We start from the raw sequence: 1,385 nt of genomic DNA, 5'->3' as shown, positions 1-1,385 counted from the left end.
CAGCGAACCCGCGACCACACAGGTGGGGCCACTTTCGACCGCCCACCCGGGGCCAAATCAGGCTGTCACAGCCAGGTGGGCGGTGGGCACAACGGCCTGGCGTGCGCCGCCTACCTCGCGAAGGCGGGTCGCCGGATGATTGTCCTGGAAGGTCAGGGGGTACTGGGCGGGCTGAGTGCAACGGAGGAGACGGTCAAGGAGGCGCCCGGCTTCCGAATGAACACCGGCGCTTTGGATATGGTCTTCTCCAACAGCGACCAGTCGGTGATCGAGGAACTCGGCCTGAGGCGACACGGCCTGAGCTTCGCAATCGCCGACCCGTGGGGGTCTTATCTCAACCCGGACGGCGCATCCATTGCACTGTGGCGTGATCCCGTGCGCTCCGTTGAGGAGATCCGCCGATTCTCATCACGCGACGCTACGGCTTTCGAGCGGCTCAATGTGTTGTTCACCGATCTCTGGCTGGCTGTTCGCCCCTATCTGCAGGACCATCCGACCCGCCCGAGCTTGCGGACACTCGGCCAGATGTTCGTCCACGTTGCCAAAGGGCGTCGGTCGTTTCGTCCGTTGCTGCGGATGCTCATGGCTTCGCCCGAACAGCTGATCGAGGAGGAGTTTGAGCGCGAGGAAGTCAAGGCCCTGATGGCCAACCTGGCCTCGTGGTCGATGCTGCCGCTGTCAGAGGGGGGCTCGGGAGGGGTGCTGGCGATGTGCAGCACCTATTTCAACCAGAAGTCGTCACGCCCGGTGGGCGGCACGGGCAGCTTCGCGGCGTCGCTGGCGCGATGCGTGCAGGCGCACGGCGGAGTGATTCGTGTTGACGCCCCGGTGGCGGAGGTGCTCGTCACCTCCGACGGCACTGCCGAGGGCGTCGAGCTGGCCAGCGGCGAACGCATCAAGGCCCGCCACGTCGTCGGGGCGATCGACCCACAACGGCTCATCTTGGACATGGTGCCCAGCTCGCATGTGCCGCGTCGCACCCGGCAAGAGTTGAAAGCTCTGAGCAATTTGCGTTGGAACATCGGTGTATTCAAAAGCGACGCGGCCTTATCGCACCGGCCCGAGCTTGTCGGCGGGCGACAAGAGCTGTGGAATGGCCTGCTTTTTTTGGGTCCGACGCTCGAATACATCAAGCGAGCCCAGCTGCAGGCCGCTGCGGGCCGGATCCCGGACACCTACCCACAGTGGACCGCGCTGCCCTCGGTGGTCGATCGTGATCAAGTCCCTCCGGGCAGTAAAGGCGAGACCCTGTTCCTGGCCATGGCCACGGTGCCGGTGCATATCGAGGGTGGCGAGTGGGCCGACGAGTGGCTGTGACAGCCTGATTTGGCCCCGGGTGGGCGGTCGAAAGTGGCCCCACCTGTGTGGTCGCGGGTGTGCTGTTG

The 1,385-nt window shown here is 65.1% G+C and carries 1 protein-coding gene; it reads left to right on the top strand.

Annotated features, from left to right (window positions below; all coding sequences use genetic code 11):
* Window positions 1–1,317: phytoene desaturase family protein (locus AWC19_RS03215; protein ID WP_142280940.1), on the top strand; the 1,317-nt coding region annotated here is incomplete at its 5' end.
* Between the last annotated feature and the right edge of the window lie 68 nt (window positions 1,318–1,385).

Source organism: Mycobacterium palustre (assembly GCF_002101785.1).
In the GTDB taxonomy this organism is placed as follows: Bacteria; Actinomycetota; Actinomycetes; order Mycobacteriales; family Mycobacteriaceae; genus Mycobacterium; species Mycobacterium palustre.
Note: the sequence above shows the minus strand (reverse complement) of the source record. Positions and strands in the feature narration are given on the sequence as shown.